General features: G+C 35.9%; 30 protein-coding genes. 13 read left to right on the forward strand and 17 right to left on the reverse strand.

Annotated elements, in window-relative coordinates; all coding sequences use genetic code 11:
- Positions 1–49: 49 nt before the first annotated feature.
- Both HW347_RS16585 and HW347_RS16590 read right to left on the reverse strand, forming a co-directional pair.
- On the reverse strand, positions 50–844 hold the full coding sequence (locus HW347_RS16585; protein ID WP_214612873.1) for an SDR family NAD(P)-dependent oxidoreductase: 795 nt from the start codon (positions 842–844) through the stop codon (positions 50–52).
- A gap of 19 nt (positions 845–863) precedes the next feature.
- The gene (locus HW347_RS16590; protein ID WP_214612874.1) at positions 864–1808 is read right to left on the reverse strand and encodes an aldo/keto reductase; all 945 of its coding nucleotides are present in this window, start codon (positions 1806–1808) and stop codon (positions 864–866) included.
- 230 nt (positions 1809–2038) lie between these two features.
- Here HW347_RS16590 and HW347_RS16595 point away from each other — a divergent pair, with 230 nt between their 5' ends.
- Complete coding sequence (locus tag HW347_RS16595; RefSeq protein ID WP_214612875.1) at positions 2039–2935, forward strand: AraC family transcriptional regulator; 897 nt, start codon at positions 2039–2041, stop codon at positions 2933–2935.
- A 3-nt stretch (positions 2936–2938) separates the two neighbouring features.
- Here the strand turns inward: HW347_RS16595 and HW347_RS16600 are convergent, their stop codons facing one another.
- Positions 2939–3526 carry a thioredoxin family protein gene (locus HW347_RS16600; protein WP_214612876.1) on the reverse strand — a complete coding sequence of 196 codons (588 nt, stop codon included), beginning with the start codon at positions 3524–3526 and terminating at the stop codon, positions 2939–2941.
- Between the two features lie 500 nt (positions 3527–4026).
- Positions 4027–4902 (reverse strand): LysR substrate-binding domain-containing protein, encoded by an 876-nt coding sequence (locus HW347_RS16605; RefSeq protein WP_155596483.1) that lies wholly within the window; start codon positions 4900–4902, stop codon positions 4027–4029.
- Positions 4903–5015: 113 nt separating this feature from the next.
- On the opposite strand from HW347_RS16605, the gene HW347_RS16610 reads away from it, so the two are divergent.
- Both HW347_RS16610 and HW347_RS16615 read left to right on the forward strand, forming a co-directional pair.
- The gene (locus HW347_RS16610; RefSeq protein ID WP_214612877.1) at positions 5016–6476 is read left to right on the forward strand and encodes a pyridoxal phosphate-dependent decarboxylase family protein; all 1461 of its coding nucleotides are present in this window, start codon (positions 5016–5018) and stop codon (positions 6474–6476) included.
- Positions 6477–6617: 141 nt separating this feature from the next.
- On the forward strand, positions 6618–7379 hold the full coding sequence (locus HW347_RS16615; protein WP_214612878.1) for a DUF481 domain-containing protein: 762 nt from the start codon (positions 6618–6620) through the stop codon (positions 7377–7379).
- A gap of 12 nt (positions 7380–7391) precedes the next feature.
- Here HW347_RS16615 and HW347_RS16620 read toward each other — a convergent pair whose 3' ends face one another.
- Complete coding sequence (locus tag HW347_RS16620; RefSeq protein WP_214612879.1) at positions 7392–7868, reverse strand: GAF domain-containing protein; 477 nt, start codon at positions 7866–7868, stop codon at positions 7392–7394.
- Positions 7869–8056: 188 nt separating this feature from the next.
- On the opposite strand from HW347_RS16620, the gene HW347_RS16625 reads away from it, so the two are divergent.
- The 6 genes from HW347_RS16625 (at position 8057) to HW347_RS16650 (ending at position 13669) form a co-directional block, all read left to right on the forward strand.
- Positions 8057–8635, forward strand: a complete 579-nt coding sequence (locus HW347_RS16625) for a TetR/AcrR family transcriptional regulator (RefSeq protein WP_214612880.1) — start codon at positions 8057–8059, stop codon at positions 8633–8635.
- Positions 8636–8663: 28 nt separating this feature from the next.
- Positions 8664–9296 (forward strand): nitroreductase family protein, encoded by a 633-nt coding sequence (locus HW347_RS16630; RefSeq protein ID WP_155596488.1) that lies wholly within the window; start codon positions 8664–8666, stop codon positions 9294–9296.
- A gap of 19 nt (positions 9297–9315) precedes the next feature.
- Entirely contained in the window at positions 9316–10311 is a 996-nt protein-coding gene (locus HW347_RS16635) for an NADP-dependent oxidoreductase (protein ID WP_214612881.1), read from the forward strand.
- Positions 10312–10341: 30 nt separating this feature from the next.
- A complete protein-coding gene (locus HW347_RS16640) occupies positions 10342–11502 on the forward strand; it encodes an iron-containing alcohol dehydrogenase (RefSeq protein ID WP_214612882.1) in 1161 nt (386 codons plus the stop codon).
- A gap of 24 nt (positions 11503–11526) precedes the next feature.
- The gene (locus HW347_RS16645) at positions 11527–12204 is read left to right on the forward strand and encodes a type 1 glutamine amidotransferase domain-containing protein (RefSeq protein WP_155596491.1); all 678 of its coding nucleotides are present in this window, start codon (positions 11527–11529) and stop codon (positions 12202–12204) included.
- Between the two features lie 466 nt (positions 12205–12670).
- Positions 12671–13669 (forward strand): hypothetical protein, encoded by a 999-nt coding sequence (locus HW347_RS16650; RefSeq protein ID WP_214612883.1) that lies wholly within the window; start codon positions 12671–12673, stop codon positions 13667–13669.
- Between the two features lie 150 nt (positions 13670–13819).
- Here the strand turns inward: HW347_RS16650 and HW347_RS16655 are convergent, their stop codons facing one another.
- From HW347_RS16655 to HW347_RS16690, 8 genes are all read right to left on the reverse strand, one after another.
- Positions 13820–14704, reverse strand: coding sequence for a PhzF family phenazine biosynthesis protein (locus HW347_RS16655; protein WP_214612884.1), 885 nt, complete (start codon positions 14702–14704; stop codon positions 13820–13822).
- Between the two features lie 56 nt (positions 14705–14760).
- Positions 14761–15297, reverse strand: coding sequence for a sigma-70 family RNA polymerase sigma factor (locus HW347_RS16660; RefSeq protein WP_214612885.1), 537 nt, complete (start codon positions 15295–15297; stop codon positions 14761–14763).
- 39 nt (positions 15298–15336) lie between these two features.
- Positions 15337–16137, reverse strand: coding sequence for an alpha/beta fold hydrolase (locus HW347_RS16665; RefSeq protein ID WP_214612886.1), 801 nt, complete (start codon positions 16135–16137; stop codon positions 15337–15339).
- A gap of 49 nt (positions 16138–16186) precedes the next feature.
- Complete coding sequence (locus HW347_RS16670) at positions 16187–16699, reverse strand: GNAT family N-acetyltransferase (RefSeq protein ID WP_214612887.1); 513 nt, start codon at positions 16697–16699, stop codon at positions 16187–16189.
- An 84-nt stretch (positions 16700–16783) separates the two neighbouring features.
- Positions 16784–17284, reverse strand: coding sequence for a YdbT family protein (locus HW347_RS16675; RefSeq protein WP_214612888.1), 501 nt, complete (start codon positions 17282–17284; stop codon positions 16784–16786).
- Between the two features lie 56 nt (positions 17285–17340).
- A complete protein-coding gene (locus HW347_RS16680; RefSeq protein WP_214612889.1) occupies positions 17341–18543 on the reverse strand; it encodes a PQQ-dependent sugar dehydrogenase in 1203 nt (400 codons plus the stop codon).
- Between the two features lie 12 nt (positions 18544–18555).
- The gene (locus HW347_RS16685) at positions 18556–19416 is read right to left on the reverse strand and encodes a sugar phosphate isomerase/epimerase family protein (protein ID WP_225901959.1); all 861 of its coding nucleotides are present in this window, start codon (positions 19414–19416) and stop codon (positions 18556–18558) included.
- A gap of 136 nt (positions 19417–19552) precedes the next feature.
- Positions 19553–20182 carry an SDR family oxidoreductase gene (locus HW347_RS16690; RefSeq protein ID WP_214612891.1) on the reverse strand — a complete coding sequence of 210 codons (630 nt, stop codon included), beginning with the start codon at positions 20180–20182 and terminating at the stop codon, positions 19553–19555.
- Positions 20183–20328: 146 nt separating this feature from the next.
- Between HW347_RS16690 and HW347_RS16695 the strand changes: the two genes are divergently transcribed.
- The gene (locus HW347_RS16695; protein ID WP_214612892.1) at positions 20329–20922 is read left to right on the forward strand and encodes a pseudouridine synthase; all 594 of its coding nucleotides are present in this window, start codon (positions 20329–20331) and stop codon (positions 20920–20922) included.
- Between the two features lie 15 nt (positions 20923–20937).
- Here HW347_RS16695 and HW347_RS16700 read toward each other — a convergent pair whose 3' ends face one another.
- Together HW347_RS16700 and HW347_RS16705 are read right to left on the reverse strand one after the other, a co-directional pair.
- Positions 20938–21621, reverse strand: a complete 684-nt coding sequence (locus HW347_RS16700; protein WP_214612893.1) for a 3-keto-disaccharide hydrolase — start codon at positions 21619–21621, stop codon at positions 20938–20940.
- Positions 21622–21695: 74 nt separating this feature from the next.
- Positions 21696–22151 (reverse strand): cold-shock protein, encoded by a 456-nt coding sequence (locus HW347_RS16705; protein ID WP_214612894.1) that lies wholly within the window; start codon positions 22149–22151, stop codon positions 21696–21698.
- A 410-nt stretch (positions 22152–22561) separates the two neighbouring features.
- On the opposite strand from HW347_RS16705, the gene HW347_RS16710 reads away from it, so the two are divergent.
- Complete coding sequence (locus tag HW347_RS16710) at positions 22562–24028, forward strand: c-type cytochrome (RefSeq protein ID WP_214612895.1); 1467 nt, start codon at positions 22562–22564, stop codon at positions 24026–24028.
- A gap of 86 nt (positions 24029–24114) precedes the next feature.
- On the opposite strand, the gene HW347_RS16715 is transcribed toward HW347_RS16710, so the two are convergent.
- Positions 24115–24918: a hypothetical protein gene (locus HW347_RS16715; RefSeq protein ID WP_214612896.1), complete on the reverse strand. Its 804-nt coding sequence runs from the start codon at positions 24916–24918 to the stop codon at positions 24115–24117.
- A gap of 205 nt (positions 24919–25123) precedes the next feature.
- On the opposite strand from HW347_RS16715, the gene HW347_RS16720 reads away from it, so the two are divergent.
- Together HW347_RS16720 and HW347_RS16725 are read left to right on the forward strand one after the other, a co-directional pair.
- Positions 25124–25750 (forward strand): GntR family transcriptional regulator, encoded by a 627-nt coding sequence (locus tag HW347_RS16720; protein ID WP_225901960.1) that lies wholly within the window; start codon positions 25124–25126, stop codon positions 25748–25750.
- A 271-nt stretch (positions 25751–26021) separates the two neighbouring features.
- A complete protein-coding gene (locus HW347_RS16725) occupies positions 26022–26165 on the forward strand; it encodes a hypothetical protein (protein ID WP_214612898.1) in 144 nt (47 codons plus the stop codon).
- On the opposite strand, the gene HW347_RS16730 is transcribed toward HW347_RS16725, so the two are convergent.
- Positions 26162–26833: a haloacid dehalogenase type II gene (locus HW347_RS16730; RefSeq protein WP_214612899.1), complete on the reverse strand. Its 672-nt coding sequence runs from the start codon at positions 26831–26833 to the stop codon at positions 26162–26164. The genes HW347_RS16725 and HW347_RS16730 overlap by 4 nt on opposite strands.
- Positions 26834–26849 lie beyond the last annotated feature (16 nt).

The raw sequence follows: 26849 nt of genomic DNA on the forward strand, positions 1-26849 counted from the left end.
AATCGGACCAAAACTCAAATCACCAGCAGCTTTTATGTTACCGAATACTTTATAAAATAGAACGAATCAATCCGCCATCCACTCTAATAGCCGCACCGTTTGTAGCCGATGCTAATTCACTAGAATAATATACTATGGTATTCGCCACTTCATCAACCGAAGCAAAACGTTCGATTAACGATGTTGGGCGCATGTTTTTAAAGAAATTCTCTTCAACAACTTCCTCAGAAACATTATCGGCTTTAGCCAAATCTTGAATAAAACCACTTACACCTTTTGATTTTGTTGGTCCAGGCAGAATAGAATTGACGGTAACATTAGTGCCTTTAGTTAATTCTGCCAATCCTCTACTAACCGCTAATTGCGCTGTTTTAGTCATCCCGTAATGAATCATTTCATCCGGAATAAATACTGCGGATTCACTGGAAATAAAAATTATGCGTCCCCAGTTTTTCTTTAGCATTTTTGGAAAATAATGTCGCGCCAAACGGATTCCGCTCATGACATTAACTTCAAAAAAGCGAAACCAATCCTCATCTGGAATATCAACAAAAGCTTTGGGTTCAAAAATACCGGTGTTATTTACTAAAATATCTACTTCTGGAACTTCTTTAAGTAATCGGTTAATATCCTCTACTTTGGAAAAATCAGCAGCTATACCAGAAACATTCTCGTTTTTGGTACTTGCTTTTAGCTTCGCGACAGCAGCACTTACACTTTCTTCTGTTCTGCCATTTATAATAACCTTAGTACCTTCGTTTAAAAAACGTTCTGCAGTGGCGTAACCAATGCCAGCAGTAGAACCGCTAACAAAGGCGGTCTTATCTTTAATTCTTAAATCCATGTTTTGTTTCTTTTAAAAATTACTTACTAGCTATTTCTAATAATTCTAAATCCTCTCTATCTAAATTCAACTTTGGAGCATCAAACAAAGTTTGTAATTGACTTTTACTAGTAGCACTAACAATTGGTGCTGCAATGTGTGGTTTAGCCATTAACCAAGCTAAAGATACCGTTGCCGGTTTGCTGTTATATTTTTCCGAAATGGTATCCAAAGCCTTAATTATATTCAAACCTTTCTCGTTCAAATATTTTCTTACGCCTTCTCCACGTACACTTTTATTCAAATCGTCCTCAGAACGGTATTTACCTGTTAGAAATCCACTTGCAAGTGAATAATATGGCATAACACTTAAACCGTGGTTATCTACCAAATCCGCATATTGAGACTCATAATTACCACGTTCAACCAAATTATAATGCGGTTGTAATGCTACATATTTAGGAAGATTGTTTTCTTCAGAAATTCTAAATGATTCCAGCAACCTTTCTGGCGATAAGTTTGACGCAGCAATGTGGCGCACCTTACCCGCTTTAATAATTTCATCATAAGCAGATAATGTTTCTTCTACAGGTGTAACATTATCGTCAAAATGAGTGTAATACAAATCTATATGGTCTGTTTGTAATCGTTGCAACGACTCATCTACGGACTTTAAAATATGCTTTTTGCTAATATCATTTGGGTGCTCCTTAGTTTCAGAACCCACTTTGGTAGCAACAACCAATTGATTTCTGTTGCTTCGTGATTTCATCCATTTACCAATTATAGCTTCAGACTGTCCACCTACACCATTAACCCACCAACTATAGGTATCTGCCGTATCCAAAAAGTTAAAACCTGCATCTACAAATGCATCTAGGATTTCAAAAGACTGTTTTTCGTCTAATGTCCATCCAAATACATTTCCACCAAAATTGATTCTAGCTACTTCTAAATCGGTATCTCCTATGTTTACTTTTTTCATTTTCTAAGTTTTTTTTAGGTTCCTTTTCACCTTAAAAAAGTTCTCCAATAATCTATATTCAAAATATATTGAATGAATAAATACTTCTAAGGCTTTACAAAGGTCTGAACAAAACACTACACAAACAAGGTAGATTAAAAGGATATAATTGTATTTAACAAGGTTTTAAGGACTATAAAAAACTACCGTGTGCGCACAATGTTGTACTTTTGTTTAATAAACAGCATGTTATGCAGATATTAGAAGCCTACAAACCTTTTGAAATACAAGAATTAGAGTTAACGGATTGGAAACAACGCCCGGTTAAGAACAATTTTTTTGAGTTGGTTTTGATTCAGGACGGTGAGGGTACTCAGTGCATAAATTATAATCACCACAGTTATAGCAGAGGCAGTATGTTTTTACTTCCTCCGTTACAATGCCATTCCTTTACCATAGAAAAGGCTACAAAATTTGTGTTTCTGAAATTCACGGATTCATTTTTCAAGAATCAAGGCCGAGTCACAATTGAAAAAAACGAGTGGTTTAAAGAAGCGTCTTATATTCTATCTAATTACAACCAATTGCCGGGTGATATCATTAAAAACGATACAGACCGAAAGCATTTATCTAGTTTGATTTCAATGATTTCTCAAGAATCTAAAAATTACGGCAACGAATCTATTATTCTCATAAAAGGCCTAATGACTTGTATTATGGAAATTCTTGTAAGAAATATAAAAAAAGGAAGTTTTTACGAATTGCCCGTAAATAACACAGATGATAGAATTACAAAAATGCTAACCTATATTAATGAAAATATAGACAAACCAAATCTGTTGAAAGTAGAAAATTTAGCAGAAGTTTTTATGATGTCACCAACCTATGTAAGCGAGTTTTTCAAAAAACAAGTAAACATGTCCCTAAGAGAATATATCATTAAAGGGAAATTGAAACTTGTAGAAATCAGATTATTGAATTCCGATTTCACCCTTACTCAAATAGCCGATGACTTAGGTTTTACTGATGTTAGTCACCTTTCAAAAACATTTAAACGCTATGCTGGTACTTCTATACGAGAGTTTAAAAACAATGGAGAATATATGTTATTGAAACGAAATTCTTGCGCTACAGCTGTACAAGCTTAGTCCTCAGAAAAACATATCAATATTATTTCTAGATACTCCACGTTTCCAAGCGATACTTGAACCCATACTAGGATATTGATTAGGACTAACTTCTTTACCCTCCATTATTGCATCTAATGCAGTATAGAGATCCTCTCCGGTTGCTGGTTGAATACCAGGTCTGGTCATATCAAAACGACCCGTATAGACACACTCCAGATTACCATCAAAAACAAATAGATCAGGATTACTTTCTGCACCATAGTCTAATGCTACATCTTGATATTCATCATAAAGATAAGGGAAGGGGTATTTATTATATTTTGCCATTTGAGCCATAAAAAACGGGTCATCTTGAGGGAATTTTTTAATATCATTACTACTAATTGCAATGAACTGCATTCCTAAAGGCTGATACTCATTTGCCAATTCAACCAGTTTAGAATTTATATGTTGTACAAACATACAGTGGTTACAAAGAAACAAGACCACTGTAGCTATATCAGACTTTAATTGAGATAACGTTACTACCTCACCAGATACCGTATCGGGAAGTTTAAAGTTAGGGGCTTTTTTCCCCAATTCCATCATGCTAGACAATACAAACGTCATGATTTAATTTTTCGGGAACTAAACGTCCTGGTTTAATTTTTTAGCTATATATCCTATGGCTATCTTTTTGAAATTTTTAATTTTCAACACAACTTAACAAGTTGCAAATCCTCAATTTTTAAGTTAAGAATAATTAGAGTGAATTTATGTACAAATAAAGGTTTTTTAAATGATTTTCTGTATGCTATGCTATTTCACAGCCTGTTTTTACCCCAAAATTGTACATTTTTTGAGGATTTAATAGTAAAACCCTCAATATTTTCCTTTTTTAATACCTAAAGCTTTAATTTTTATCAAAATATACCTGATATTTTTTAAACTGAAACCCCCAAAAAACGATAATTAGGGCACATTATTAAGTCATATTCGTGCAACAATACGATATTTTAACATTTTAAAAGGCAGTTTTAAACAATAGTTTCTAAAATTTTACAATTTTTTGCGCTAATTTATTGAAGATAAAATCATGAATAAACCTAGCTCATCAATACGGCAAATAATTAACTCATTGTATGTAAAAGGCCAAATAATTTTGGGTGTTCAGTTTCTAATTTTGGATTCCAAATCATAGTCAGCTGAGCTTTTTGGGGAGTGTCTTTTAATTCATAAAAATCGATAGGTAAATTTAAGCCTCGTATAGATGAAATAGGTTCTAAAGATACTCCCATTCCAGCTTCTATTAACCGAATACTAGTACTAACAGAATCGGTCTCGTGCACCACATTAGGTATAAAACCAGCACCCGTACAAATAGATTCTATGATGTTCACATAATTGGGCCCATCTGTTTTAGATGGAAAAATAAAGGGTTCTTTTGTAAACGTAGCAAAACCATCTTTATCCATTCTACTCATATCAAAACCCTTGGGAACCAACACCGCATAATTGTCTATGTGCAAAACTTTGCTCTTTAGTCCTACGGGTACTAATGGGTTTGTTGCAAAACCAATATCCAATTCACCAGATTGCAGACGTATATATTGATCACGATTGTTAAGTTCCTTCAAAATAGTTTTAATATTTGGCAGATTTTGACGGATATCAATTAGAATTTCTGGTAGAATAGATTGCATTACAGAATGTGTAAACCCAATTTTCAACTCCCCTGCTTCCCCTTTATGGATTTGATTGGTTCTTTTTAAAATAAAATCATATTGCAAGAGCAGCTTTTCCATTTCATCAACAAAATATGTTCCAGCATGAGTCAACTCCACATTACGCTTGGTTCTTATAAAAAGTGGTGAGTCTATAGCTTCTTCCAGCTGTTTTATTTTACGGCTTAGTGCGGGTTGCACAATATGTAAAGCTTCCGCCGTTTTAGTGAAATTGAGTTTTTTGGAAAGGAGTACTGCGCTGCGTATATGTTGTAAATCCATTTCAGTAATACATATTTGTTATTAGTTTATCAAAATTAAGCATTTATTTATATAACTGAGGTTGACTAGCTTTGTCAGGAATAGGAAAATGTTCAACTCAAAATATATTCATTATGACCACAGGCCAAAGCTTAGCAGAAGTATACGATGCGGAACAATTTAGAGCTATAGGTAAAGAATTGATAGATGTGCTTGCTGATCATTTAAATGATTTACAGCATAAAGAAGGAAAGAAGGTCTATCCAAACCATGCGCCAGAAGACGAGCTCCAGTTCTGGGAAGATGATTTGAAACAAGAGTCTACTCCTATTCAAACCTTAACAACGCTTTTGAACCGGTCTCAGCAAACGCAGCACCCAAAATATATGGGGCACCAAACGGCAGTTCCTGCTCCTATTTCTGCACTGACCGGAATGGTTACTAGCTTAGTAAATAATAGCACAGGGGTTTTTGAAATGGGGCCAGCCTCAAATGCCATGGAACGTGTAGTTACTGATTTCACTGCAAAAAAAGTAGGTTACAACTCATCTGCTTCAGGAATTATGACCTCTGGCGGAAGTCTAGCAAATTTAACGGCATTATTGGCCGCCAGAAAAGATAAAGCACCACATAACGTATGGGAAGAAGGTCATAATGAAAAATTAGCGGTTCTTGTTTCCGAAGAGGCCCACTATTGTATTGATCGGGCTGCCAGGATTTTAGGACTTGGAGATAAAGGAATTATTAAAATTCCTGTTGACCATAATTTTAAAATACGAACAGACCTTTTACCACAATACCTAGATAAAGCCAAGGCTGACGGTCTTCATGTCTTCTGTGTTATTGGTTGCGCCGGTTCTACCGCTACCGGTTCCTATGATGATTTAGATGTATTGGCAGAGTTTTGCGAAGCTTATAACCTTTGGCTACATGTAGATGGTGCACACGGCGGTGCTGTGGTGTTTTCTGAGAAATATAAAGATCTTACAAAGGGGGTTGAAAAAGCAGATTCAGTTGCCATAGACTTTCATAAAATGCTAATGACTCCGGTTCTTAGTACGGCATTGATGTTCAAAGAAGGAAACAAAATTTACAGAACGTTTGCCCAGAGAGCTCAGTATCTATGGGATTCTCCTGAAACGGAAGAATGGTACAATTCTGCTAAAAGAACTTTTGAGTGCAGCAAACCATTTTTATCTGCACAGGTGTATCTTATTCTTAAAACTCACGGTATGGATATTTTTGAGAAAAATGTAAATCAGCTTTATGATTCCGCCAAACTGTTGTCTAACCTCATTACAGCCAAGCCGGAATTTGATTTGGTACACCAACCAGAATCTAACATTGTCAATTTTAGATTTGTTCCGAATAAAAAAATGAACATCAACGAATTGAATGCCTTAAATACGGACATTAGAAAACGATTGGTAGCCTCTGGGAATTTCTATATAGTACAAACAACTATTGCAAACCAACGAACTTTAAGATGTACCGTAATGAATCCGTTAACTTCAGAAGCGGACTTTGTAGAGTTGTTGAATGAAATTGAAAAAGAGGCCACTTCTATTTTAGGCGCGCAAATTGCTTACGTTTAATAATCTAATTTTTTGTATCAATTTTCAGGATAATACTATTTAAAAAGTATGCGAGGTTAATTTGTAAATAAATTGACCTCCTTTATATTCAGTTTCAATTAGAATATAATAGTTTTGCAGCTTGACAAAATCGATTGCCGCATGAAATTTTTATTATCCATAGGGTTTACCATCCTATTCTTTTATAACGCCAACGCTCAGTTGGTAAACATTGAGTCCAAACGCATGCAAAAGGACTCCGTTCGTTTTGCTTTAAAAAGTGATTTACTCTTTAACTATACGGATAACAATGGTGCCTATATTCTTGCAATTGGGTCAAATATTACAGCACAGGTAAAATCAAAAGACCTCAAGAAAATTCTATTTTTTATTGGCAATTATAATCTTATCCGAAGTAAGGATGAAGATTTTCAGAACTCCTATTTTTTCCATTTACGATACAACCACAAAATAACAGATTTCCTTAGACTGGAAGGTTTTATACAAAACCAAAACAACACCTTACTCACTATATCTAACCGAAACCTGGCGGGCGCAGGTGTACGCCTAAAGTTAGTTTCAGAAGAAAATACAAGAGTATATTTTGGTAACGCCTACATGTATGAAATTGAAACACTAGAGGATACTGGTGAGCGATTATATAACCATAGGAATAGTAGTTACCTCTCGGCTACGTATGCATTTCCTAAAACAAGATTGGATTTTACCGGTACCGTATATTTCCAACCTCTATACCGTTATATTGCCAACCACCGAGTGCTGAGTCAGTTGAAAGCAGAAATGCCTTTAACGGGACACCTGAGTATTTCAGCTTTGTATAATTATTCCTATAGCAGTTTTTCAACCACTTCAGAAAGTGATCGTTCATCTAATCTAAAACTGGGACTTACGTTTTCTTTATAAAAAAGAAGAAAATTAGGCTAATAAAGCTTTACTCATCTCCTCACCAATTTTAAGAAGGCTATTACGCTCGTCTTCTGTAAAATCATAAGGTACTGGTTTAGCTATTCCCAAAGTTCCATATAACTTTCCGTTAAGCAACATAGGTACGGCAATAGAACCTTCTACCTTAGTTTCTTTGGCAGCAGGGCGTGCTACGCCAGAATCATCTGTTTGGAGGTTACACATCTCTACGGCTTCTTTACGCTCAGCGGCAATACCTGCCATTCCTTTACCTATAGGAATAGTAGACAACTTTGGTATTAGAAAAGGAGGAATTCCTTTATGAGCTTGTATCTGTAACAGCTCTGTTCCTTGGTCTAAAAAATGAATGGTTCCCGTAGTACAATCAAAAGCGCTAATTACATTTTCCAATACTTGTTGCCATTCTATATTAGATTGTTTTAAATTCGTTAAAATAGCATCTACGGTTAATCCTTGCTTATCACTCATAATCTTGATATTTACTAAATGGGTTGTTTGTACATCTAAAGACTTCCGTGTTTACAGTTGTCCTCTATACAAATTTACTAAAGTAATCCGTAGATACTCCCTCTCTATTCAAATGGAAAAATTAAACATTTGTTAAAAAAGAATGAACGTTCATTTTTGTTGTTATCTTTGTACCAGAATTAGAAATCATGGCAGAATTAACAAAAGGCGAAATTAAAAGAAATGCATTGGTGAAAGCCACAATAGAGCTAGTGAACAACAGTGGCTTTCATGCAGCTCCTATGTCTAAGATTGCCAAAATGGCTAACGTATCTCCTGCTACTATATATCTTTATTTTGAGAACAAGCAGGATTTAGTTAACCAGGTATATATAGAAGTGAAAGCTGCTTTTACAGAATATGCGTTTGAAAGCTTTGATCCAAAAATGGAAGTTGAGGAAGGTTTTGAAATCATCTGGAAACGTATCGCAGATTTTAAACTTAAGGAATGCGAAGAAGCAATGTTCCTAGCACAGTGTGATAACACACCTATGATAGACGAACCCAGTAGACAACAAGGTATCAAACACCTACAACCTTTACTGGATTTATGGGAACGGGGTAAAAATGAAGGCAAAATTAAACCCCTTTCAGATTACATATTGTATGCATACGCCATTAACCCATTATCCTTTTTAATGATAGCTCAAAAAAGAGGAGGTTTTCAATTGAATGAAGACCATTTAGAAGAAGCATATCAATCTGCATGGAGCAGTATAAAAAAATAAATTCAATCATCTTAAACAACAAATAGAAATGGAATTACTTGATAAATTAAAATGGAGATACGCTACTAAAGCAATGAACGGTAAAACTGTACCACAAGAAAAAGTGGACATTATTTTAGAAGCCGCTCGCCTTGCCCCTACTTCTAGTGGATTGCAGCCTTTTGAAATTATGGTTGTAACCAATCAAGAATTAAAGGAAAAAATTAAGCCTGTAGCTTGGAACCAGTCTGTAGTAACAGATTCTTCTCATTTATTGGTTTTCGCTGCTTGGGATAATTATACTGAAGAGCGTATTAATAAAATGTTTGACCTAACTAACGAAATCCGTGGTTTCAAAAATGAAGGTTGGGAAAACTATAGACAACAATTATTGGGTATGTACCCACAGCGTGATCCAGAGGTAAATTTTCAACACGCCGCTAGACAAGCATATATTGCATTTGCAGAAGCTCTTACCGCTGCTGCTTTTGAAGGCGTAGATTCTACACCAATGGAAGGGTTTGATCCAGATGCTGTAGATGAAATTCTTGGTCTAAGAGCAAAAGGTTTACGTAGCTGTGTATTGTTACCAATTGGCTACAGAAAAACAGAAGAAGATTGGTTGGCAAATTTAGTTAAAGTGAGAAAAAGCACTGAAGACTTGGTAACCGTAATGGACTAATTACAAAAAGAATAATACTATGAAAACTATATTATTAAAAAATAGACCTAAAGGAAGACCTTCGGTCTCTGATTTCGAATTTGTAGAAAATGATTCTCCTTTAGAAATTAAAGATGGTGAATTGCTTTTGGAAACGGCTTACGTTTCTGTTGATCCTTATTTAAGAGGAAAGATGAACGATACCAAATCGTACACACCTCCTTTTGAATTAGACAAACCTGTCCACTCTATGATTGTGGCAAAAGTTATCGCATCTAAGCACAAAAAATATAACAACGGCGACTACCTTGCGGGAATGCTTGATTGGAAAACTCAACAGATTTCCGACGGAGAAGGTCTTACAAAAGTTGATAGTGAAAAAGCGCCTTTAAGTAGCTACTTGGGAATTTTGGGCTTAACTGGCTTAACTGCTTATTTAGGTCTTACAGAAATTGGAAAACCTAAAAAAGGAGAAACTCTAGTAGTTTCTGGTGCCGCTGGTGCTGTAGGTAGTGTGGTTGGCCAAATTGGTAAAATACTTGGACTTAGGGTTATAGGTATTGCTGGTAGTGATGAAAAGGTAGAATTGTTAAAATCTAAATTTGGTTTTGACGAAGGTATCAATTACAATACTACAGAAGATATGAAGGCTGCAATTGCGAAAGCTGCGCCAAACGGAGTTGATATTTATTTTGATAACGTTGGTGGCCCTATTTCTGATGCGGTGTTGTTCAACATTAACCAATTTGCGCGATTTGTTGTTTGTGGAGCCATTTCGGTTTACAACAATACTGAGCTACCAAAGAGTGTTAGTGTTCAACCATTTCTAGTAAGAAATAGTGCTTTAATGCAAGGTTTTATCATTTTTAACTATCAGGCAAAATACCCTGAGGCTTTAAAACAACTATCAGCTTGGTTGGCTGAAGGTAAGTTAACCCATAGTGAAACCGTTGTTGAAGGATTTGATAATATCCCTCAAGCTTTTATCGATTTATTCGATGGTAAAAACAAAGGAAAAATGGTCGTTAAAATTTAATGATCAAAATAAAACAAAAGAGAAGGAACTATGACGAATTTTGAATTTAAGAATCCTACCAAAATTATATTTGGGAAAGATACAATCAAGAAAATAACAGAAGAAATACCTTCTGACGCTAAAGTATTAATGCTTTATGGCGGTGGAAGTATTAAAAAGAATGGTGTATACGACCAAGTAAAAGCAGCTTTAGCAAATGCTAATGTAGTTGAGTTTGGTGGAATACCTGCCAACCCGGAATATGCTGTTCTTATGGATGCCCTAAAGGTTATTAAAGAAGAGAATATTACATACCTACTAGCAGTTGGTGGTGGTTCGGTTATTGACGGAACTAAATTTTTATCTGCTGCTGCAGTGTATGAAGGTGATGAGCCATGGGATTTTGTTCAAAAAAGAGAGCCTATTAAAAAAGGAATGGCTTTTGGAACAGTTTTAACTTTACCGGCAACAGGTTCAGAAATGAACTCGGGAACGGTTATCTCTAGAAAAGAAACTCAAGAGAAGTTAGCTTTTGGAGGTCCTGCCCTATTCCCACAGTTTTCGGTATTAGACCCTCAAGTAATTACCTCTATTCCAGAAAGACAATTGGTAAATGGAATTACTGATGCGTTTACACACGTTCTTGAACAATACATGACATACCCTGCAGGCGGACTTTTACAAGACCGTTTTGCCGAAGGTATTCTACAGACCCTTATTGAGATTGCTCCTAGAGTAATTAAGGACCCTAGTGATTATGAAGCTGCAGCCAACTTTATGTGGAGCTGTACTATGGCACTAAACGGACTTATTCAACAAGGTGTTCCTGGGGATTGGGCTGTACACATGATGGGCCACGAGCTTACGGCAATGTACGGAATTGATCACGCAAGAACTTTAGCAGTAGTGGCACCAAGTCATTACAAATATAACTTTGAGACGAAGAAAGAAAAATTGGCTCAATATGGCGAACGTGTTTGGAATATTACCGAAGGTAGTGTTGATGATAAAGCGTATGCTGCTATTGAAAGAACTGAAGCTTTCTTTAAGGAGTTAGGTATTGATACCAAACTTTCTGACTACACTTCTGATTATGAAGGTACGGCTGAAAAAATTGCACAACGTTTTACCGATCGTGGTTGGAAAGGTCTTGGCGAGCGCCAAGCCTTAACACCTCAGGATGCTGAGAAGATTGTGAAAATGGCTTATTAATAATAATTTAAAAAACTTAAAAAGATGAAAATATTATTCGTTTTAACCTCTCATGATAAATTGGGAGATACAGGTAAAAAAACTGGATTTTGGGTAGAAGAATTCGCTAATCCATATTATACATTATTGGACAAAGGTGCTGATATTACTTTGGCAACTCCAAAAGGTGGCGCTGCCCCAATAGATCCTAGTAGTAACACTCCAGATGCAAGTACTGCAGATACAGAGCGTTTTGAAAAAGATGCTGTAGCGCAGGAAAAAATCAAAAACACCAAAGTATTGGCCGATATGAATGCTGATGATTTTGATGCGGTTTTCTATCCTGGTGGTCACGGGCCATTATGGGATTTAGCAACTGATGCCAATTCTATAGCATTGATAGAAAAATTCAATGAACAGAAAAAACCTATTGCTTTTGTATGTCACGCTCCTGCTGCTTTAAAAAGCGTAAAAGGACAAGACGGAGAATTTTTGGTGAAAGGTAAAAAAGTAACCGGATTTACAAATACAGAAGAAGATGCTGTTCAACTTACGGATGTAGTTCCTTTCTTAGTTGAGAATGCATTGAAAGAAAATGGAGGTATCTACTCCAAAGGTGAAGATTGGGCTGCCTACGCTTTACAAGATGGTAACTTAATTACAGGACAAAATCCTGCATCATCAGAATTAGTAGCTGAAAAACTTTTGGCTAGTTTAAACTAATTGAATACCCCCCAATTAGTAAGAAAGCTTACCGGTATCCGGTAAGCTTTTTTTGTTTCTATTTGTCCCGTCCTGAAATAGGTTGACTAAAAAAACAATCATTTTTAGCAATCTATTGAGAAACAAACAAGACCTCCCTGCCTAAATAAACAGTACATAAAAGAAGGCTTAGAACTAAAATTATTCATCATATACCAAAATTTACAACGGACAGATTTCTGTAAAATAGACCGCCAAAAAATATAAGGTCTCTAGAAATTCTATTCAATACTGGATAAATACATTTTGCCCACTCTATTTTTTTGAATAGTATAACAATAATGATTAAGAAAAATAGTTTTCAACTAACGTCATCACCAGTTATATTCAAGGAGAAAGACTTTTTGTTGGCAAAATCGCATTTGCATCTCTCGTTGCCTTATTAACAATTACCACATATTCATTGTAGTACATAAAACCCATAATCATGATAAATTTACTTAACCTAAAACGTCTTTTTATTGTACCAATAGTAATACTTTCTACTTCTTGTTCTTCGGAGTCAGATACTATTCTACCTGATGATAATGAATCAAATGAACTATCTAGTGAATCAGTTGAACTGTCAAGTGCAGAGAACATTCAGGTTTTTCCATCAAATCACCCATTAAACAAAGAGGTTACCAATAGCCCTGTAGATTCACATTCAGATATCATACTAGAGAATATAGGTTTAAATTCTGGGCTTTTTCCTGATTTTGGTAGTGGTCTATACAATGATGCTCCCATTGGTATACCTTATATTGTAGTTGATGGTAGCCAACAAAATGTGCCTATTTCTTTTAGTGAAAACGGTTATCCTTCAGAAAGTGATAAGGGTCCTTTTCCTATTCCCCTAGATGCACCAATTGAAGGTAATGGAAAAGGAGATAGTCATGTTATTTCTGTAGATATAGAAAACGGTATGTTGTATGAATTATTCAATTCAAAGCAAGTTGGTGCTGGTTTTGAAGTATTTAGTGCTGCTGTATTTGATTTAAATGAAAATACATTTAGGCCAGATGGATGGACATCAGCAGATGCGGCAGGTTTACCAATTTTCCCATTACTTGTTAGGTATAGTGAAATTGAAAAAGGAGAAATAGACCATCCCATTAGGTTCACCATTCCTAGATCTAAAATCTATGAGGGGTATATACATCCGGCACGTCATTTAGTTTCTGGTAATACAAATGATCAATTATTACCTTTTGGTGCTGTCTTAAGACTTAAATCGACATTCGATACCAGTGATTTTTCTGAAACAAATAAAATAATTCTTCAAGCCATGAAAAAATATGGGTTAATACTAGCAGATGTTGGGTCAAACATGTTCATATCCGGTGCACCAGATGAAAACTGGGATAATGACGACCTTAGAGCATTAAGAAATGTCACCCTAAATAATTTTGAAGTCATCCAAATGGGCGAAATAACAACGAAGTAAACTACCTGGGGGCAAGCCCACGAGGTATTAAAAGGAATACACTTTGATTTCGAGGCAAGCCTCGGAGTATTTAATATCGATAATCGAGTAAAACTTTGGAGTGTTTACAATTAAACCACCTTACATTTCTAGTGTAAGGTGGTTTAATTATTAAATATCAATCTCTATTTCACGTTGAAGCAAGCCTACTCCACCAGCCATCAAACCCTTTATCTTGTCTTTTTCAATCTGTAGAATTACGACAATTAAGCTGGGCGAAGGTACTTTCATATATTTTCCTTGTTGGATTTTGAAACTGTTCTGTTCCATTTTCAAAACGTCAAACAGATAACTGGCAAGCGGTCCTGCAGCCATTCCTGTTCCCGCTTCTTCTTCAATTCCATAACTAGGTGCGAACATTCTTGACGTAGCATCGTATGCTGTACTTTCTGTGTCGGTAGAAAAAACGTAATACCCAATCAAATCAAATTCCTTGCTGACTTCTGTTATCCGGTTTAAATTTGGAACTATGCTTTTTAGTATGGCTTTGTTTTTTACAGGGACTAATATAAATGAGTTTCCCGTGTTCACTAATTGTATTGGAGCATTCGCCAAAAGGTCAGCCTTACTTAATCCTAGGGATTTTAAAATAATACCTTCCCTATGACTAACATCTGTGTATTTTGGAGCCAACTGTTCCATAAAAGCTAAGTCGCCGATCAGCTCTATTTTTCGTTTACCATCAATGGTTTCTTTAGAAGAACTACTGCTCTTTAACGCGCCTATCTGTTTTAAATAGGAAAACGTTGCTACAGTGGCGTGCCCACAATGGGCTATTTGCTTGTTAGGCGTAAAGAAGTCCAACTTAAAGTCTGCTGTTTTAGATTTTGAAACAAATGCAGTTTCTGATAAACCTACTTTTCTAGCTATTTCTAATTTGTTCTCTGCAGTAAGCGCATCGGTATTTAGCACTACTCCTGCCGGGTTTCCTCCTTTTCCGTTTTCGGCAAAGGCATTAAGAATCTGTACGGTTATTTTCTTTTTTGAAGTTTCCATTGTATCTATTTATTAGGTTACAACTTATAGACGTAATGAAATGGAAAAAGACGTAGCTAATCTTCGTTATTTTCAAAATCGATTATTTTTCCAGAACTATCAGACGCTACATTGGGGCAGTCTAAAATATTATCTTTCAAAATTTCTCGGGCTTTTTGAACTCTAGATTTTGTTCCTGAATAAGAGATTTTTAGATGTTGGGCAAGCTCCTTTTGAGAATAATTTTTAAAGGAAGTTAAAACAATTGCTTCCTTATGTTCTGCAGAAAGACTATGTATTTTTGAATTGATGCAGTTAGTTAAATTCGCATATTCAAAATTGTTGCTTTCTGTTTCGGGAATATCTAAATCACCTATGGCTACATTTTGATTTTTTGCTTTGCGGAAGTAATCAATGATGGTGTTTCTTGTAATTTGATATACCCAAGAGGTAATCTTAGAAGTGTGTTTAAGCTGATGAATATTAGTTTGAATCTTGATAAAAACCTCTTGATGAATATCTTTAGCTAGATGCTCATCTTTAATCTTCCCTGAAATAAATTTATAAAGCTCTACATTGAGGTCTTCCCAAATGATATTGATTTCAGTTTTCAAGATTTCGTTTTTTTACTGAGATGGAAATACCAACACCAGTTATTCCTTATAATTTACACTTTTCAAAATAAAGTCTACTATGGGTGTAGGATCCTCCAAACTATGAGGATGGTGACCCACTCCTTCTTTTCCGATGAGCTCTATGGTGCCTCCCGCTTTTTCAAAGTTTTCTTTGAGTAATGCCGTATTTTCTTCAAAAGGAACAACTACATCTGAATCTCCATAAACATGGATTACAGGAATACCTGCTTTAGCGACTTTTACACTCGTATTGATAGGAATACCCTCAAAGCTTTTAACCGAAACGGAGTCCAACCCATACGCCGCTAAACAAAGTTCCCAAGCCTTGGGACTTCCCTCTCCGCTGAACATTCCTCCTGGCCAACTCTTAATATCACATACAGGCGCATCGGCATATATACTGAAAACCTTATCCGTGTTTTGTGACGCCCAATTATAAATAATTAATCCGCCACGGCTCAATCCTTCCAATACTACTTTCTGATTAAGTCCATATTCCGAAATACAAAATTTATAAAAGTCATTCCATAGTTGTACTGCCTCATCGTTCCCGAATAAGTTGGCAACGTCTACATACACCACATGAAATCCTTTTTCTAAAAGAGCTTTATCTACTTGTGGCTCAGTACCCCAAAAGCGCGCTCTCCAAATCCAATAGGTGTTGGCGTTCGCTTTGCTCGGAAAAACTACCTTGGCATCATGTCCTTGAAATACAAATTCTTTTACCTCGTATTCAGGAAAAACGGAATCCTGTGCAAAGGCAGAAATAGAAATGAAAAGGGTTAACAAAATAAGAATGTGGTTTGCACTTTGTTTCATTTGGTTTAGTTTGATGGATAAATCTACTGGTATGTATTACTCTTTTGTTTTATTTTAAATTGATTTCAAAAAAGGACACATCTGCGTTATGATAATGAGATGGCAAATCTGAAGTGTTTTTTAATTTCTTCATTCCCAAGAAATCAAAACCACAGCTTTTATAATGATTGATTAGTTTATCATTCTTGCCACAAGTATCCATTCTAATGTACTGTTTGTTTTCCTTTGCGGCGAAGTCTTTAGACCAGGCTACAATGGCTTGCACAAAGTTCTTACCTCTAAATTCGGGATTTGTAGCAATACGGTGAATATAGATAGATGAGTCATTATCTTTCTCTTCCCAAATTTGAGGGTCACTATAGGTTATGGCCCAAACACAAGCTATTTTATCGTCAATTAAGAGCTTAAATTGTCGGTTTTCAATAACTTCCGTTGTTATAAAGTCTTTTTTAAATTCAGGCCATTGGTTGTCAGGGAATTTTATTTTCTGAAATTCAGTAGCTAATTTATACAGCCTAAATATTTCAGGAATATCATTGAGAGTGCTTGTAGTTATTTTCATATTTGAATGGGATTTTAGCTTACAGGCTGTATGAAGATGTTAACTTTTAGCAGTGAGTCTTTCCCTATTATTTCAAACCATTTTCTAAACATTTTTTTCCCTTAACTTTTTTAGTTTTCTCTTAATTCTATTGTCACTATTGAGCTTAACAGTTACTCCGGAATTTTCTAGAAAAAACAACATTTTTGAAATTTCCATAAAACTATTATCCAGAAGCACGTTGTATTTTTTTCCAGAATTGGTGAAGATTTTCATACTAGTCAACAGCTTACGCCCTTGTAAAAAGTCAACTTCTCTTATTTCTCCATAATTAATTTTCCTTCGACTATTTTTATCCAGTCCAAAAGGTTTGCTGATCTCAACAATATTTTCGTAGAGTATTAGCTCCCATGAAAATATACGTTGTAAAAAGTGGAAGACAAGTACAACCAATGGGATTCCAATAAAAATAAACTTAATCACAAGAGGTACCTCCAACTCATAAGTGAATATTATAAATCCAAATATAATAGCTGACACAAAAACCAGTAACCCAATGGGAAACAATAAATTTTGCTTTACTATATGTTTTGGATTACTTTTCAAATCAATTAGAATTGTTGAGCTATATTAGCACGTACAATAAACTTTTAATTAACCACCTACTCCACACTAGCCACTTGGCTACTTCCATCGTCATAACTGACACGATAAATTGCATCACCAAAATCATCAGAAATTAAAAGCGAGCCGTCTTTAAGTAGCAATATATCTACTGGTCTACCAAAAGCTTCTTGGCTTTCCTGATCTAACCAACCTTCTATAAAAGTTTCATAAGACACAGCTTCATTATCCTCTATTTTCACCAAAGAAATTTTATATCCAGACTTTTTAGAACGGTTCCAAGAACCATGTTCTGCTATAAAGGCATACTGCTTATATTTTTCTGGAAACATATCTCCTGTATAAAACTTCATTCCCAAAGGAGCCACATGCGCATCTAAGGTTTGAACAGGCGCTACAAAATCTGAACAAGGACGTTGGTCACCAAATTCCGGGTCTGGAATGGTCCCGCCATGGCAAAATGGAAAACCAAAATGTTGGCCAGCTTCCGTAACTCGGTTTAACTCACAAGGAGGAATATCATCACCCATCATATCTCTACCGTTATCCGTAAAATACATTTCTTTGGTCTCTGGGTGCCAATCAAAACCTACGGTATTACGAACTCCCCTTGCATAAATCTCACGATTGCTTCCGTCTGGGTCCATACGGGAAATAGTAGCAAAACGCTCATCTACTGCCGTAGAATCGCAAATATTACAAGGTGCGCCAACGGGTACATATAATTTATCATCAGGACCAAAAGCAATGTATTTCCATCCATGGTGAAACGGCTCTGGAAAATCATCATAAATTACTGTTCGCTCTGGTACGCTATCTAAATTAGCTTCAATATTATCATATCTAAAAAGCTTGCTTACATCTGCCACATACAGCGAACCATTTCTGAAAGCTAAACCGTTTGGCGACTCTAATGTGGTATCAAGTTCAATTACTCTATCCGCTTTAAAATCTTTGTCACGATCCTGAATGGCATAAATTTTCTTTTCATTTCGAGTTCCCACGAACAAAGTTCCATCGTCACCCATAGCCATGGAACGTGCGCCATCTATACTATCCGCAAAAACCTCAATTTTAAATCCGTTTGGTAATTTCAGTCCTTTAATGGGTAATTTAGATTCTGGTTCATCATAGGTAACCATCGGTTCCTTTTCTTCAACCTTTTGCTTCTTTTCATTACAGGCGGTAAAACCCACAAGCGTCATTGCAATCAAAAATGTTTTTAGTGTATAGTTTTTCATGTGTTTGTTTTGTTAGAGATATTGTCTTAAATTTTTCTTGAAGAATTCTGCGCTATCCGCTATACTTTTCATGGAATCCAGGGCAAAATTACTTCCTTGTTCTATATAATAATACTGCAGAGCATCCGTATCTATTTGAGAAAGCATTTCTGCATAATTTATTGAACCGTTACCTAGTTCCGTATAATCACGGGTAACCTTATCCATATCCTTTATATGCCACATCACGTAGCGTCCGGGCTGATCGGCAATAAGTTCCTGTGGTGTCTTTTTTGAGGAGTGCATCACCCAATACATATCCATCTGCAGCTTTACCAACTCCGGATTGGTTTCTTTTAAAATGATATCATAACCAATTTGACCGTTATGGTCCGTGAATTCAAAATCATGATTGTGATATGCAAAACCAAATCCAGCGGAATTTACCTGCTCCGCCATCCAATTCAGTTTTTCGCTAAGCACTTTATAATTTTCAATAGTACGGAATTCAGGAGCTAACCAAGGCCAAGTAATATAAGGTTTGTTCAGCATGTGAGCTCCTTCTATACAAGCGTCCAAGTATTTTTTAAGCTCTTCATCTGGCTTATCAAAATAAGACGAGAAATCATAATGGCCACTGCTAGTCGTAAGATTAAGGTCATCTAAAATCAGTTTGAATTCTTTTGCCTTGTATCCGTAATATCCGATGTTCTCAGGGTCAAAACCATAAATTTCTAGGTCTTGATAACCCATTGCTTTTGCCTTTTTAAGGCTCCCCAACGGGTTTGCTTTCATGGCATCACGAATGGTAAAAAGCTGCAATCCCATTTTAAACTTCGGCTTCTTGTCTAAGGAAAAACCCGTAACTGGCAATAGGGTTGCTGCCGAAGCCATACTACTCTGTTTTATAAAATCTCTTCTATGCATATATCCTAACGGAAGTTTCTAAAATTGGACAAAAAAAAGGGCTTGCTTAAAAGCAAACCCTAATATATTACAATCTTTTGGTACGAACGAAAATATCTACAATTTATGAAACTGAATCAATAGCCTCACCAATTAAAGTTTCCCCTTCCAAAATCTCAAAAGTGGTGTTTTTTACGGCATCATCATGCAAAGCGCGTACTAAAGTCTGGGCTACATCATCTCTACTGATAGAACCTGATTTCTCTAAACTAGATGCTGCTTTAATTTTCCCTGCTCCCTTATCATTCGTTAAAGAACCTGGACGCACTATGGCGTAGGTTAGATTACTATCTTTTAGATAGACATCTGCATTATGTTTGGCCTTCAAGTAATCCTTTAAGTCACTAGCCTGTTCTGGGTTGTCAGCTCCCATAGAGCTTAACATTACAAATTTCTTTAAATGACCAGCTTTAGCTGCATCTACCATTCTTTTGGCTCCTTCTTGATCTACTTCTTTTACTTTTTTTCCGCCAGAACCTGCTGCAAAAATTACTTTATCTATATTTTTTACGGTGTGCGATATATCTTCTTCCAAATCACCCATAACTGTAGTGATATTATCTTTCTCAAATTGCTCTTTCTGAGATTCTTTACGAACCATTGCTATAGGATTGAAATATTGAGATTGATTTAAAAGTGTTACTATTTTTTTTCCTGTGGTACCATTGGCACCAGCTACTAATACATTTTCCATTTCATCATTTTTTAGTTACAACAAATTTAGATGATTGCCCCTTTATAACTTGATGCAGAATGATTCATTTTTGACTCAGAAGCATTGTTGGTGAATGCAAACTCTATCCAAGGTATTGACTTACCTTTGTGGCATAATTTTTTTGAATGGCCCATCAACATTTTAAAATTTACAAACCCTTTGGATTCATAAGTCAAATGGGTTCCAATAATATAAAGGAAAAACGTTCCAAGCGTTTTATAAGTGAGTTACATCCTTTTAAGGATGATGTTATGGCAATAGGACGATTGGATTTAAAATCCGAAGGGCTCCTTTTAATGACTACCGATGGAAAACTAAGCGATACGGTTAACCGCTCGGGAATTGAAAAAGAATATTACGCCCAATTAGATGGTGTCATTACCCCCGAAGCCATAGAAAAATTACAAAAAGGAGTGGAAATTGGTATTGAAGGAAAAAAGTATTTGACCAAACCTTGCCAAGCTAAATTTATTAAGGAAGAACCGAATTTTCCGGAACCCCATCATTTATTACGGGTTGGTACACATAGACCAAATTCCTGGCTGTCCGTTACTTTAACAGAAGGTAAATTTAGACAAGTGAGAAAGATGACTGCTGTAGTAGGTTTTCCCACTTTGCGTTTGGTACGGGTTAGAATAGGAACGGTAACACTTGAAGGAATGAATCCGTCTGACGTGATTGATTTCCCGAATTTACCTACAGAATTGAATTTGGAATAATTTGGTAAACTGAATTTACTCTGTTAGGTTACTAATAGGAAGAAGCTCTACTTTACGAAACTCAACTTCAGAGCCTTCGGCCTGTAATGCAATTTGTCCTGTTTGAGCTGTAGCATCATAACCATGATTTACCAAGTCACCGTTTACCCAAACTTTAATTTCGTTTTTTAGACATTCAATAATCATGTGATTCCACTCACCTAAGGGTTTTTCAGAACCATCGGTTAGGTTAAGTATTCTGCGTTTTTTACCTTCAGTAATACCCCACTCTTCTTTAGGTCCACGACGTTCTACCATATCATCTACAGTAATATCCTCAACAATGCACCAAAAGTCCCCTGCATTTTCATGCATCATTTGAACTTCAATAGATTTTGGAAACATCTTATATAATGAGCGAGGTGTAGAAGCAAAAACTAAAACACCACAATTACCGGGCTCACCGGCAAAACGGTATTCTACATCCAAACGAAAGTCTTCGTAGGAGGCATCAGTAATAATATGGCCTGCTGGTGTGCCTAAGCTAACCAACATGCCATTTCTTATAATAAAGGGATTTCTTGCATCTGTACTGTCCATTGCAGGAACATCTATATGCCAACCATTTAGGTCTTTGCCATTAAACAGGCTGTTGGCCGTTGGCTTACATGAGCATAGGGCAATAAGTGCCACTGAAAAAACTAAAATGAATTTTTTCATAGATAAAGAAAACGGACAAATGCTATGTCCTATTTAATTAGATACAATTCGAAAATTGAATAGTAGTAGTCTTACTATATTTTCTTAACACGAACGGCATTCATGCCCTTCATACCTTTTTCTAGCTCAAAAGAAACTTTATCGTTCTCATTAATTTCATCGATAAGGCCACTTACGTGAACAAAATATTTTTCCTGATTCTCAGAATCGATAATAAAACCGAAACCTTTAGAGAAATCAAAATAAGATACTTTACCATTGCGAACTGGATCAAATTCTTCTTGGTCTCCTTCTTCTCTTTTAGGAATACCCAAAACAATATCTTCAGCATCTATCTTCACCTTCTGTGATGGATCTGGCGGAGTGTCTACAAGGTTACCGTTAAAGTCAACATATGCGAAAGGAATCCCTTCGTCGTTTTCTTTTGAAGCGACTTTACGTGCATTTTTTTTCTTTTGTTTCTCTTCACGTTTTTTCAAACGTTTCTTCTCTTTTTCAGTCTTATTATAGGTTTGCTGCGATTTAGCCATGCGCTATTTTTCTTGTTTTAAAATTAGGAGGATAAGGTAAGAAATTATTTTGTTTTTATTTGCATTTTAAACGTTAGAAATTATAGAAATACAGAAGGTTAATATAAATTCGTTTTTTGCATATAAAAATATAACTGTCAGCGTTTTAGAAGGATTAATACAAAGCAAATACCATAACTTTTAACTCCTTTTTTCTGAGTAATTCCGTATCTCCTTTAAATAACGAGCTGAAAGATGTCATATTTTGAAAATGAAATATATAAATCTGCACGTTGATTAGTCCTCAAAAGCTAATTTTATGTTCTTATAACTTTCATTTTTTTGATTGGTATAAATAACTTTAATCACCTTTATTACTATCTTTCGCCCGAGTCATATCGTTATCCTACAGACGAATAAAACTTTATATTTTGAAAAAACACTTAAACATTCTTGTGTTAATTGGCCTATTGTTTTTAGGTTATGCTTGTTCTAGTGATAGCAACGAATATGAATCTGTTCCCAATCCGGATGAAGAAACTCCTACTCCACAGCCAGAACTAGCACCGGACGAAATTATAGAGGTTAATGCCATACCAGCATCTCCACAAAGACTTGGAGATGCCGAGAAAGGATACGAATTTCTGATTACCGGAAACTATATGAGTTCCGGCGTGCCTTACGATGCGTTTGTACAAGGTTCCGGAGGAGACAACACAAACTTACTACAACGTACCGGAGACAATGCTAATATTGCTTATGAATATACAGCGGTTAACGCTGCAAATGGTGTTAGAATCGTATCTCCCAATTGCATGTCTTGCCATGCAAGCTTTATAAACGATGAGTTTGTAGTAGGGTTAGGCAATCACGCAGCAGATTTCACTATAAATAGAGCAGACAACATTGGTTTGGTCAGTGCAGGTGTTTCTTTGCTTTACGGGGGGCAAGAAAGTGATGAATGGGAAGCTTATGACCAGTTTAGAAAAAGTATAGAAGCCATTGGCCCTAAAACACTTACCGAAACCAGAGGAGCTAATCCTGCTGATAAAATCACACGGGTGTTAGCCGCTCACAGAGACAAGAATACGCTAGAATGGACGGACTCACCTTATGTAAATGTAAGTGATGAAGTTATTCCTACAGATGTACCCGCATGGTGGTTGCTGAAGAAGAAAAATGCTTTGTTTTATCACGGAATAGGACGTAAAGATTTTTGTAAATCTTTCATAGGTTCTGCCCTATTAACATTGGACGACCAAACAAAAGCCGAAGAATTAGACCCAAAAATGCCAGACATACTTGCTTATATCTATAGCATAGAAGCGCCGGCCTATCCTTTTGAAATTGATGCCGATTTAGCAGCTGAAGGTAAACCTGTTTTTGAAGAGAATTGTGTAAAATGTCATGGTTCTTATGGCGAGAATGAAGAATATCCAAACCTTCTTGTAGCACTTAAAACTATTGGTACGGATGCTGCGCTTTCGGACCTTTACACAACACCATCTGATGTTAACGATTATTTTCTAGACTGGTTTAATTCGGGCTGGTTTGGAACAGGAGCCGCTGGTTTAGAATTCAATGCCGAAGGCGGATATATCGCTCCTCCTCTAGATGGTGTATGGGCAACTGCACCTTACTTTCATAATGGCTCGGTGGCTACTATAGCGGAAGTGTTGGATAGCTCAAAACGACCCACATACTGGAGCAGAAGTTTTAACAGTACCGATTATGACAAAGAAAATTTAGGGTGGAATTACACGGAAGAAACTTCTAAAATTGATAAAGAAACATACGATACCAGCTTAAAAGGATACGGTAATGGAGGACATACTTTTGGTGACAAATTAACTGACCAACAACGTCTTGCTTTACTGGAGTACGTAAAAACACTTTAGTTTTTCTCGCTCAATAGAACTCATAAAAAAGAGCCCTTATCTTCTGAAGATAAGGGCTCTTTTTTATAATAATTCTACTTCAGATATTAATCTTTTAGAGTAATAGTTTCTGTGGTTCCATCAGGATAAACAAGCTCACCAAGGTCATCACAAGTACCATCACCAAAATCAACATCTACCGTCAATCCGTTTTTAGAAAGTTCCATTAGACCTTTTCCTATATAATCACAACCAAACTGAGCCTGAAGGTCAGAGGTTACATTTACAGCATAGCTATCGTCATTTGCGTTCACTACCCATTCACCTCCAACAGAAAGTACACCGCTACCAAACTCCTCATCAAAGGCAATGGTAAAAGATTTGTTTCCTTTTTCGGTAACAACAGAATCATCTTCCAATGTTAATGACATTTCTGTAACAACATCAAAAACTATAGAGTTCTCTTCTCCCGCTTTATAACTAAAGCTACGAGTACCATTCATTCCTATTCCATCAATATTCAAATCATTATACGTAACCGTGTAAGCAAATGAATCTGCTTGCTCATCATAAACAACAGCCAGCGAGCCGTTAAGGACTTCACCTTCTTCCTCTACAGTACATTGGTCAAAAGAAACCGTAAATCCCGTGTCTGTATAATCTGCCGTATAACACGCGTCATCTTTAGCGGATTTTCCTGATTCTCGGTTGTTAAAAAGACTTTGTACAATAGAATCTGCCGCACTGGACAATTCATCTGTCTCCAAAATAGTCTTTACTTCAGATTGATCTAATTTTTGATCTTGTTCGTTTTCTAATACTTCTTCCGCATCACTAGTACAGCTAAAAGCTAAAAAAGCGGCTGCTCCAACAAGAGCGAACGTTCTAACATTTCCAAATAAGTGTCTCATATTTAATTTTTCGGGGTTATGCCCTTCAAACGATCAATTTTACATTTTAGTATATACAAGTCTGATTTTCAGATGAAATGTATCGAAACATTTTTTATTAATTTATTTTGTTTTTTCGATTAAAAATTAAAGTCAATAAATCTGAAAAATCATACGGAAAAAAAAGAAATAATCGTATACGATACTATATATTTACCATATGGGAATGAGTATTATACTACGTGATAAAGTACGAGAGCATCTTTTGAGACAAATGCAAAAAGGCGATTTACAACCTGGACAAGGCATTAATCTTGCTGCATTATCTAGAAAATTGAAAGTGAGCGTAACTCCTATTCGGGAAGCTTTGACACAACTGCAGCAATCCCACATCATACGTGCTATTCCCAACCGCGGATTCGTAATTGCAGCTGTTAATCCAGACGAGGCTAAGAACCTTTATGAGCTTGTTGCTCATTTAGAAGTTCTGGCACTAGAGGAATCTACGTTTAATGAATCTTCAATATCAAAATTAAAAAAACAAAGAGACCTCATTGCAAACGCCAAAGATGCGCTGGAACGTGTGAATGCATATATGGAATTTCATAGATTACTAACCTGTAACTACAAGAATCCTGTGTTCCAACAAATACTTAAAGATTTAAAAACAAGGGTTTTCTTCTATGAACGTGCTTTTATGTCCAACGATTCCTTTCATTATAATTCTAATGACCAGCATGATGCTATAATTTCTGCTATTGAGGATGATAATATTCCTTCTGCCGCATTAGTTCTAAAAATGAATTTAATGTTGGTGAAAAGCTACATTGAAAAGCAACTTGTGGTATTATAGATTCTTCAACAAAAATCTTAATTCCCGTCTTTTATTTAGGCATTTTGACCTAATTCCAAAATTATCTTCAACCTTTTTAAGTAAACCATTGAAGACTTATATGTTGTTCATTATCAATACATAGGTCAACAAATCACAAAGTTTTTGTAAAATTATATCTGAATTCAAATTACACATTTACATTTGAATTGTATTTCGACTAAAAACCGAAAACGCAGACAACAATTTTAAACTAAAGGCGTTTTAACGATACCTAAAAAAACAAAAAGACATGGGTTACTTATCTCCTCAAATAGAAGTTTTGGCTAGAAAGAAAAAGCAAACAGAAAAATCTTTAATCAAGAAAGAGCATTCTTGTGGTATTTTTCAAGATTACGGTAATCTAAGCGAAAAAGAAGAGCTAGTTAGAGACTAGTTTTTTAAAATTGTTTGGGCAACTTCTAGAATAGTTTTGCCTATTAGTTCCGGCGCTCCGTCTAACGGATAAATAGCGTGACCTTCTCGTGCAACAAATGCGGTTCGCAATCCTGCACGTTTAGCTCCCAAAATATCCCATCCATGAGCGGCAACCATCATGGTGCTTTCTGCTGATGCACTCATTTTACCAAGAACGGCTTTATAAGGAGACGCGTCAGGCTTATAACTGGCAACCACTTCCACAGACATTATAGCATCAAAATATGAAGCGATACCTGCAAACTGCAATTGTTCTTTTAACAAATTCTCATTACTATTAGAAAGAGCTACCAATTTGACACCCGCGTCTTTCAAAAGTTTTAAACCTTCTTTTACATCATCATGCGCGGGCAATTTCTTTATATTCCCTAAGATTGAATCCACAGTATCTTCCGACAAGTTTTTATCAAATTTTTGCATTGTCATTTTCAGCGTAGCCTTTCCTATTGCGCTAAAGTCTTCGTAATTACCAGTTAAAGTTTCAACTAAGGAGTAATGTAGTAAAGTCCTGAACCACAATGAAAAAGCATGTTTTGAATCCAATGCCTCATTTATAGCCGAAGCCAAAGGGTCTAGATTCAAAAGGGTTTCGTTAATATCAAAAATAAGTAGCTCAGGTTTATTCATTTTGTTCCGTATTTTA

The organism is Zobellia barbeyronii, assembly GCF_018603515.1.
GTDB lineage: Bacteria > Bacteroidota > Bacteroidia > Flavobacteriales > Flavobacteriaceae > Zobellia > Zobellia barbeyronii.